Below are 8,503 nucleotides of genomic sequence, written 5' to 3' on the forward strand. Positions count from 1 at the left end.
GGCGAGGGGGAGAGACGATGCTGGACACGGACGTAGGCACCGGACCGGAGACCGACGAGGACGACAGCGGCCCGTTCTTCCACCGGCGGCGCATCGTGCGGGTGGTGGCGATCCTGACGATCGGGATCGTCGTGGTCCTGGCGATCTGGCAGGACCCGCTCTACGCCCACCGCCACTGACCCGCCACCGCGGCCGGCGCGGATGCGGCGGCCGGCGCGGATGCGGCGGCCGGCTGTCGCCGGTCGTCCGCCGCGGCGGCCCGGTGCGGGTTCGTCAGGCGTGGCCGGCGGCGTAGTCGCCGATCTCGGTGAGCAGCCGCTCCTTGCCCGCGTGGGGCAGGAACGACGCGGTGACCGCGGCCCGGGCGAGGTCCGCCACGCCGGCCTCGTCGAGGCCGAGCAGGTGCGCCGCGACGGCGTACTCCTCCTCCAGCGTGGTGCCGAACATCGGCGGGTCGTCGGAGTTGATGGTGACGGGGACCCCGGCGGCGACCAGCGCCGGGAGCGGGTGCTCCTCGATCGAGGCCACGGCCCGGGTCCGCACGTTCGACGTGGGGCACACCTCGAGCGGGATCTGGTGATCCGCCAGATAGGACATGAGCTGGGGGTCCTCGGCGGCGGCGATACCGTGGCCGATCCGCTCGGCGCCCAGGTCGCGCAGCGCGTCCCAGATCGTGCCCGGCCCGGTGGTCTCGCCCGCGTGCGGGACGCTGCGCAGCCCGGCCGCGCGGGCCTTGTCGAAGTACGGCTTGAACTGCGGCCGCGGCACGCCGATCTCCGGCCCGCCGAGGCCGAAGCTGAGCAGACCGTCGGGCCGCTCCTCCAGCGCGATGCGCAGGGTCTCCTCGGCGGCGGGCAGCCCGGCCTCGCCCGGGATGTCGAAACACCAGCGCAGCTCGATGCCGAAGTCGCGGGCCGCGGCGGCGCGGGCGTCCTCGATGGCCGTGCAGAACGCCGGCGCCGGGATGCCGCGGCTCACGTGCGAGTACGGCGTGACGGTCAGCTCGGCGTACCGGACCTGCTGGCGGGCGAGCTCCCGGGCCACCTCGTAGGTCAGCGTCCGCACGTCCTCGTCGTCGCGGACCAGGTCGACGACGCTGAGGTAGACCTCGATGAAGTGCGCGAAGTCGCGGAAGGCGAAGTAGTCGGCGAGCGCGGCCGGGTCGGCCGGGACCGGGGAGTTGCCCTCATGCCGGGCCGCCAGCTCGGCGACGATGCGCGGCGAGGCCGAGCCGACGTGGTGCACGTGCAGCTCGGCCTTCGGCAGGCCGGCGATGAACGAGGCCAGCTCGGTCACTTTTCCTCCTGGACGTGGGCCACGACGAAGACGCGGCGGAACGGGAAGGCCACCTTTCCGCTCCGCGCAGGGTAGACCGCTGCCAGCTTCGCACCGAGCGTGGCCCGGAAGGCGCGCCACGCCGTGTCGTCCAGCGCCGCCTTGACGGGCCGCAGGGCGGTGCCTTCCATCCAGCGCAGGACCGGGTGGTCCGCGCCCTCGGCGCTCAGCAGGTGCACGTACGTCGTCTCCCACGCGTCGACGCTCGCGCCCTCGGCGAGCAGGCGGGCCGCGTATCCGGCGGCGTCGTCGACCGGGGCCTCGCGCACCAGGTCGCCGAGCACGGCCGCGTACGGCCGGCTGCGCGCCACCTCCCGCAGCAGCCGGTGCGACGGCGCGTCGAAGTTTCCGGGCACCTGCAGGGCGAGCCAGGCGCCGGGCGGCAGCGCCGCGGCCCAGCGGGTCAGCAGCTCGTCGTGACCGGGGACCCATTGCAGCGCGGCGTTGGTGACGACGACGTCGGTGTCGGGACCGGGCCGCCAGTGCGCCAGGTCGCCGAGACGGAACTCGGCGCGCCCGCCGCGCGCGCCGGCCGCCGCGATCATCTCCGGGGACGAGTCCAGTCCGGTGACGCGGGCCCCGGGCCATCGCACGGCGAGGGTCTCGGTGAGCTCACCGGAGCCGCAACCGAGGTCCACGACGACGCGCGGGCGGTCCGCACCGACACGCGCGAGCAGATCGAGGAAGGGACGTGACCGCTCGTCGCCGAAGCGGTGGTAGGTGGCGGGATCCCACATCGAGTCCTCCAAACCGTACGTACGTTTTGTTTGCAGCGTATCACCGGCAGACTAGGCTCGCCGTCGTGGAAAAGCGCAGGTTCGCCCGCCTCGGGCGGGAGGTCACGGTGATCGGGCTCGGCGCCTGGCAGCTCGGCGCCGAGTGGGGCGAGGTGAGCGAGGACGACGCGCACGCCACCCTGCGCGCGGCCGTCGACGCCGGCATGACCTTCATCGACACCGCCGACGTGTACGGCGACGGCCGCAGTGAGCGGATCATCGGCAGCTTCCTGCGCGAGGCGCCCGCCCTGACCGTGGCCACCAAGATGGGCCGCCGGATGCCGCAGGAGCCGGGAAACTACACACTCGACAACTTCCGCGCCTGGACCGACCGCTCCCGGGCCAACCTCGGCGTCGACACCCTGGACCTGGTGCAGTTGCACTGCCCGCCGGCCGCGGTCCTGCACACCGAGGCGGTCTACGACGCGCTCGACACGCTGGTCCAGGAGAAGCGCGTCGCGGCGTGGGGCGTCAGCGTCGAGACGACCGACGAGGCCCTCGCGGCGATCGCCCGCCCCGGCACCGCCAGTGTGCAGATCATCCTGAACGCCCTGCGGCTCAAGCCGCTGGAGCGGGTCCTGCCCGCGGCGCAACAGGCCGGCGTCGGCATCATCGCCCGGGTCCCGCTGGCCTCGGGACTGCTCTCCGGCCGCTACGACGAGCACACCTCGTTCGGTGCGGACGACCACCGCACCTACAACCGCCACGGCGAGGCCTTCGACGTGGGCGAGACCTTCTCCGGCGTCGACTTCGGCACCGGGCTCGAAGCGGTGCGCCGGCTGCGGCCGTACGTGCCGGAGGGGATGACGATGGCGCAGTTCGCGCTGCGCTGGATCGTGGACCACCCGGCGGTGACCGTGGTGATCCCGGGCGCCCGCAACGCCGGCCAGGCCCGCGGCAACGCCGCGGTGGGCGACCTGCCCGCCCTGCCCGCCGAGGCCCACGCGGCGGTCGAGGCGGTCTACGACGAGCTGATCCGGGGACAGGTCCATGACCGCTGGTGAGCAGGAGCCGCAGGCGCAAGGGGCGGAGGCGCAAGGGCCCCACGGCCAGGGCCCGGATGGAGCAGGGCCGCGCGAGCAGGGCGCGGCGGCGGGCGACGGCGTGCCGCTGACGGGCTGGCTCTGGCTGACCGGGGGCCTGCTCGGCCTCGTGCTGGGCGTCCTCTGGACGGCGCAGGGCCTGGACCTGGTGCACGACAGCGTGCTGAGCGGGGTGAGCGCCCTGGCCGTCCTGGGTCCGGTGGTGGCCGTGGCCGGGCTGGCCCTGATGGTGACGGGGGTCCGGGTCCGCGCCCGGTTCAAGCAGCGCCTGGCCGCCCAGCGGGACGGCGCGGGCTCCTGAGAGTCCCCGGGGCCGGAAAGAAGTCGGCCCCGCCTCCTGTCACCAGGATGCGGGGCCTCCTTGCTCGAGCCGATCTCCGGCCAGGCGATCGACTGCCGGCTCACGGCCGGCCGGTTGGTCTCAGAGGGGGCGAACCTGCTCCGCCTGCGGGCCCTTCTGACCCTGGGCGATCTCGAACTCGACCCGCTGGTTCTCTTCCAGAGTGCGGTAGCCGCTCGTCTGGATGGCCGAGAAGTGGACGAACACGTCAGCACCCCCGCCGTCGACGGTGATGAAGCCGAAGCCCTTGTCTGCGTTGAACCACTTCACGGTTCCTTGCGCCATGCTGAACTCTCCTTCTGAAAATGCCGGCCCGGTGATGCGGGGCCGATGGTCGTTTTCGAGCAGCGGCGCCGCGAACGGCCTTTCAGAAGGAGCGGCCTCCTGCAGAAGACCTACCACCTGAACCACATACACAAAAACTGGCCACACTGTACCCGAAGAACCGCCCCGAAAGCTTCCCCTTGGCCGAATCCCATCGACTCCCGCAGCATTGGAAAAGGCCCCCGACGACGCCGGGGGCCTTGACGGTTGTCGATACAGTCAGCTCGGATCAGTCCGGCCAGGTGCCGGTAATCTTGCGGACGCCCGCCGCCCCGCCGCGGTCGACGAGGGCCTTCACCGTCGCGAAGATCGCGCCCTGCAGGGCCGCCGCGGCGATGATCTCGCCCCAGCCACGATCCTCGTCGGTGGCGTTCGGGGCATCGTCGTCGCCGGAGGCCAGTTTCCAGACCTTGTTGAAGATGACACCGGCCACGGCGCCCGCGCCGATGCCCAGCAGCAGGCCCACCGGCTTGTACGCCACCTTCTGCAGCTTGCCGCTCACCGGCGCCTCCCCCGCACGACCAGGATGATGCCCACCAGCGCCACACCGGCCGCGAGCACCGCCGCGAACGGGACGGGGTTGCGCTTCACCTGCTCGCGGGCCTCCTGCGCCTTGTCGAGGGCGCCGGTCTCGCGGACCTTGTCGAGGGCGGGCGCGAGCTTGTCCTCGGCCTGCGAGGTGGCCGCACGGACCTTGCCGGAGGCCGCCGCCGCGGCGGTCGCCGCCGCGTCGCGGACCTTCTCGGTCGCCTCGTGCACCTGGGCCTTCGCCTTGGCCTTGGTGGCCTCGACCTGCTCCTTCGCGCGCGCCTTCACGTCCGCCTTGGCGGCGAGGGCCTGGACGGTCTCCCCCAGCTCCGCGCGGGTCTGCTGGATGTCCGCACGAAGTGCGTCCACGTCGGGCTTGGTTCCCGACCCACCGTTCTTGTCGCTCATGCCCGGCTCCTAGCGCTCTTGATCGCGTGCTTGACCTCGTCGACGTCCGCCTTCGCGCTCTCGATGGCGGACTTCGGCTCCGGAGGGACCGCCTGGGTCACCTGCTTCTTGCCGAGCAGCGCCAGCACGCCGGCCGAGGCGAACAGCACCACGGTGACGATGAGGCCGGCGACCCACAGCGGCAGGAAGAGGTCCAGCACGATGATCAGCGTGGCGAGGAGCGCGCCGACGCCGTACAGGGCGAGCACGCCGCCCCCGCCGAACAGACCCACACCGATGCCGGCGTGCTTGCCTTTCTCCGCGAGCTCCGCCTTGGCGAGTGCGATCTCGTCCCGGACGAGGCGGGAGATCTGCTCGCTCGCCTTCTGGACCAGTTCCGAGGTGGACTGGTCGGTCCCCGGACGGGCCGGGCTACCGTTCAGGACATCGGCCATGGTGTCCTCCTTTCCCTGCACGCCTGTATGCCCTGCCCAACGCCGAATCAATCCTCGTGTCGCAGACGTGGTCGAAGTGGTCACCGCGAAGGCGCGGAAACCACCGGAACTTCCGGCTCCCCGGCGGGCCGCCCGTCGCCGGAGGCCTTCTCGTCCGGCCCGGAGAAGGTCGCGGCCCGCTCGTCGCCGTCTCCCGTACCGCTGAAGACCCGGGCGTCGTCGACCGCCTCGGCGTCGTGCCGGGTGAGCCCGCCCCGGCGGCCCCGGAACAGGCTCGCGGCGGCGTTGCCGTCCAGCACGTCGGCCCGCACCCGGGGCAGGGAGTCGCGCCGGTGCTCGAAGACCCAGGTCACCAGCCGCTCCCGCACCAGGCAGCGCAGGTCCCACAGCGATCCCGCGTCCTGGGCGCTCACCAGTGCCCGGAGCCGGATCATGCCGCCGACCGCCTCGGTCACCTGCAGCACGCAGACCCGGCCGTCCCAGAGCTCGGTGCCCTCGCACACGGCGCGCAGCTCGGCGCGCAACGACTCGACGGGCGCCGACCAGTCGACGTCGATCTCGGCGGTGCCCAGCACGGCGGATCCGGTCCGGGTCCAGTTCTGGAACGGCTTGGTGGTGAAGTACGAGGTGGGCAGGATGAGCCGCCGGTCGTCCCAGATCTGCACGGCGACGTACGTCAGCGTGAGATCCTCGATGCGGCCCCATTCGCCCTCGACCACCACGACGTCGTCGATCCGGACGGCGTCGCTGAAGGCCAGCTGGAGGCCGGCGAAGACGTTGCCGAGCGTGCTCTGCGCGGCGAGCGCGGCGATCACCGAGAAGAGGCCGGCGGAGGCGAGCACGCTGGCGCCGAGCGTCCGTACGGCGGGGAAGGTCATCAGCACGACGCCGAGGGTGATCACCACGATGGCGGCGACGGTGACCCGGCGCAGCATCTGCACCTGGGTCTTGAGTCGGCGGGCTTTCATGTTGTCCGGGACGTCCACCCGCCACTTGGCGAGCGCGACGTCCTCCACGACGAGCAGCAGCGCGCCGATCAGCCACGCTCCCGCGACGATCACCAGGATCACCAGCGTGTGCAGGACGCCGCCGCGGGCCGGGAAGTCCCCCGCGAAGCCGCGGACGGCCACCTGCACGGCGAAGACCGTGGCGGTGGCCAGGAACGGGCGGTGCGCGGTGGTCGTCAGGTCGCAGAGCAACTGCGAACGACGGCCGAGACGCTGCAGGACCCGGTGCAGCGTCTCGACGATCACGATCGCGGCGCCGGCCGCCACCGCGACGGCGAGCAGGGCGCTCAGAAGGCTGGTCACGGTTCCCTCTCCTCACCAGGGTTCGTTGCCAGCGATCCAGCTTGCCCTGCCCGCGGTGCGAAACAAGCCTCGCCGGGGAAGGTCAGACCTTGGTCACACCTTGCGGTAGCGGACCTGGAAGAAGCAGTAGACGCCGAAGGCCGCGATGCCCAGGGCGATCAGGGCCAGCAGCCAGGGGCCGTACTCCTGACCGGCCAGGGTCTTGAGCGCGGCGTCCAGGCCGCGGGCCTTGCCCGGGTCGTAGGTCACGGCGGCGGCCACGATCAGGCCGCCGGCGATGCCGTACGCGACGCCCTTGCTGGAGTAACCGGCGACGCCGAGCCGGCGGGTGGTCTGGTGGACCGTACCGCTCATCTCGTGGGTGTTCAGGTGCTTCTCGAACTTCTTCTTGACGCCGTAGACCACCAGACCGATGCCGATGCCGACGACCACCACGCCGATGAGGCCGACGAGGAACCTGCCGCCGCTGTTGTCCATGAGGCTGGACGCGCTCTGCTGCTGACTGTCGCCGGTGGAGGCGTTGGCGCCGCGCAGGATCTTGATGCCCAACCAGGCGAAGTAGAGGTACAGGATCGTCCGGCAGCCCGAGATGAAGCGCTCGGCCAGCGCCGTGCGGTCCCGCTCGCCGCTCTCCCCGATGGCCGCCTCGAGGGCCTGCCACAGGGCCAGGCCGATCATGCCGACCACGGTGATCACGACGAGGGTCCGGCCCATCGGCTGCTGCGCGAGCGTCTGCAGGGCGCCGGACTGGTCGCTCTCCCCGGCCCGGTCGCCGAAGGCGAGCTGCAGTGCGATCCAGGCGAAGATCAGATGGATGAGCCCGTACGCGACGAACCCGCCGCGGGCGAGATATTCGAGCGGCTTGCTGTCCGCCGCACGGGACGCCGTGGAACGAACGTGCGAGGAGGCTGTCATGGCCGCTAATGTGACCGGCGGCGAGTTTTTCCAAACCTGCCCCGGACCGGGCGGGGTGTGCTAGCGGGAGACCTGGAAGCTCACCGAGTCGGAGTCGATGCTGTCCAGCGAGACCTGCAGCCCGCCGACGTCGACCGCCTGCTGGCCCTTGGTGAGCTGGATCCGCTCCCCGGCCACCTCCAGGGTGACCGTGTTCTGGTCGGCGCTGACGAACTTCGCCTCGACGCCGAGCACCTCGGCGCGGGCGTCGACGCTGCGGTCGATCGTGACGGTGCACTGGTCGAGCCCGCAGGAGACGTTGTCGCTGCTGCATCCGGTGAGCAGGGCGAGGCCGAGGGCGGCGGTGAACAGGGCGGTGAGCGGGCGCGCCGCGGTCTTCGTCACGTGATCGAGTCTACGAGCACGATGCGAGCCCACGGACTCCTCCGGCCTTCGCCACCCGCACCGCACGGCCGACCGACCGCGCCGCGGGCCGCCCACCGGCCCGCGGCGCGGGGCCGCCGCTCGCCACCCTCAGGCGGCGAGGGCCCGTTCGGCGCGCTCCGGGACGGCCGCGCCGGCGAGAATCTCGGCGGCGGCCTGGCCGCAGGCCCGCGTGGCGCCGTGGGTGGCCAGGTGCAGACCCCCGCTGACCGCGACCGGAACGCCCATCTCCACGACGATCGCGTCCGGGCGTACGGCCAGCGTGCGCGCGAGCGCGTCGGCGACCCACGGGTGCCGGTGCGCGTCGCGGACCACGAGCACCAGCGGGCGTCCCCGGCTCCCGTCGAGGACCCGGGCCGCCGGATCGCCCGTCCCGGCCAGGTCGTCGGCGCCGAGCCGCACGGCGGTGGTGCCGGGCAGCAGCCGGCTCAGCGGCGCGCCGATGCCCCACGGCGTCTCGGCGCCGATCGCGATGTTGCGCGGCGGCGCGAACTCCACCACGTGCGGCGCGGCGGTGAGCGGGAACGCCGGCGCGTCCCCGGTCGTGGTCACCTTGACCGCGCGGCGGGCGGCGTCCTGACCCACCGCCGAGCCGGCGATGACGGCGACGCCGGGGCCCGCCGCGGCGCCCGCCGCTTCCGCGGCCGCGCGGACGCCGGTGGCCGAG

General features: G+C 72.6%; 12 protein-coding genes and 1 pseudogene. 3 read left to right on the forward strand and 10 right to left on the reverse strand.

The annotated features are described in order from the left end of the window. The first annotated feature begins 17 nt into the window (after positions 1-17). Positions 18-179: a hypothetical protein gene (locus tag IEY99_RS11800; protein WP_189202411.1), complete on the forward strand. Its 162-nt coding sequence runs from the start codon at positions 18-20 to the stop codon at positions 177-179. Positions 180-273: 94 nt separating this feature from the next. Here the strand turns inward: IEY99_RS11800 and IEY99_RS11805 are convergent, their stop codons facing one another. Together IEY99_RS11805 and IEY99_RS11810 are read right to left on the reverse strand one after the other, a co-directional pair. Next, positions 274-1,296, reverse strand: a complete 1,023-nt coding sequence (locus IEY99_RS11805) for an adenosine deaminase (RefSeq protein WP_189202412.1) — start codon at positions 1,294-1,296, stop codon at positions 274-276. Then, positions 1,293-2,072, reverse strand: a complete 780-nt coding sequence (locus tag IEY99_RS11810; protein WP_189202414.1) for a trans-aconitate 2-methyltransferase — start codon at positions 2,070-2,072, stop codon at positions 1,293-1,295. Before IEY99_RS11810 ends, IEY99_RS11805 begins: the two co-directional genes overlap by 4 nt. A gap of 65 nt (positions 2,073-2,137) precedes the next feature. Between IEY99_RS11810 and IEY99_RS11815 the strand changes: the two genes are divergently transcribed. Both IEY99_RS11815 and IEY99_RS11820 read left to right on the forward strand, forming a co-directional pair. After that, positions 2,138-3,115: an aldo/keto reductase gene (locus IEY99_RS11815; protein ID WP_189202416.1), complete on the forward strand. Its 978-nt coding sequence runs from the start codon at positions 2,138-2,140 to the stop codon at positions 3,113-3,115. Further along, positions 3,102-3,455, forward strand: a complete 354-nt coding sequence (locus IEY99_RS11820; protein ID WP_229798520.1) for a hypothetical protein — start codon at positions 3,102-3,104, stop codon at positions 3,453-3,455. The genes IEY99_RS11815 and IEY99_RS11820 overlap by 14 nt, the downstream gene beginning before the upstream one ends. 120 nt (positions 3,456-3,575) lie before the next feature. Here IEY99_RS11820 and IEY99_RS11825 read toward each other — a convergent pair whose 3' ends face one another. The 8 genes and pseudogenes from IEY99_RS11825 to IEY99_RS34155 all read right to left on the reverse strand — a co-directional run. After that, the gene (locus IEY99_RS11825) at positions 3,576-3,779 is read right to left on the reverse strand and encodes a cold-shock protein (protein WP_011905669.1); all 204 of its coding nucleotides are present in this window, start codon (positions 3,777-3,779) and stop codon (positions 3,576-3,578) included. A gap of 268 nt (positions 3,780-4,047) precedes the next feature. Next, positions 4,048-4,320 (reverse strand): DUF4235 domain-containing protein, encoded by a 273-nt coding sequence (locus IEY99_RS11830; protein WP_189202418.1) that lies wholly within the window; start codon positions 4,318-4,320, stop codon positions 4,048-4,050. Beyond that, positions 4,317-4,754: a DUF3618 domain-containing protein gene (locus IEY99_RS11835; protein WP_189202420.1), complete on the reverse strand. Its 438-nt coding sequence runs from the start codon at positions 4,752-4,754 to the stop codon at positions 4,317-4,319. Before IEY99_RS11835 ends, IEY99_RS11830 begins: the two co-directional genes overlap by 4 nt. Continuing rightward, complete coding sequence (locus IEY99_RS11840) at positions 4,751-5,188, reverse strand: phage holin family protein (protein ID WP_189202422.1); 438 nt, start codon at positions 5,186-5,188, stop codon at positions 4,751-4,753. The genes IEY99_RS11835 and IEY99_RS11840 overlap by 4 nt, the downstream gene beginning before the upstream one ends. Positions 5,189-5,268: 80 nt before the next feature. Further along, on the reverse strand, positions 5,269-6,498 hold the full coding sequence (locus IEY99_RS11845) for a mechanosensitive ion channel family protein (protein WP_189202424.1): 1,230 nt from the start codon (positions 6,496-6,498) through the stop codon (positions 5,269-5,271). A 93-nt stretch (positions 6,499-6,591) separates the two neighbouring features. Then, positions 6,592-7,413, reverse strand: coding sequence for a DUF1206 domain-containing protein (locus tag IEY99_RS11850; protein WP_189202426.1), 822 nt, complete (start codon positions 7,411-7,413; stop codon positions 6,592-6,594). A 60-nt stretch (positions 7,414-7,473) separates the two neighbouring features. Then, positions 7,474-7,797 (reverse strand): hypothetical protein, encoded by a 324-nt coding sequence (locus tag IEY99_RS11855; RefSeq protein ID WP_189202428.1) that lies wholly within the window; start codon positions 7,795-7,797, stop codon positions 7,474-7,476. Positions 7,798-7,926: 129 nt separating this feature from the next. After that, a pseudogene (locus IEY99_RS34155) lies at positions 7,927-8,503 on the reverse strand (glycoside hydrolase family 3 protein); the annotation flags it as partial.

Source organism: Couchioplanes azureus, assembly GCF_014648355.1.
Taxonomy (GTDB): Bacteria; Actinomycetota; Actinomycetes; order Mycobacteriales; family Micromonosporaceae; genus Actinoplanes; species Actinoplanes azureus.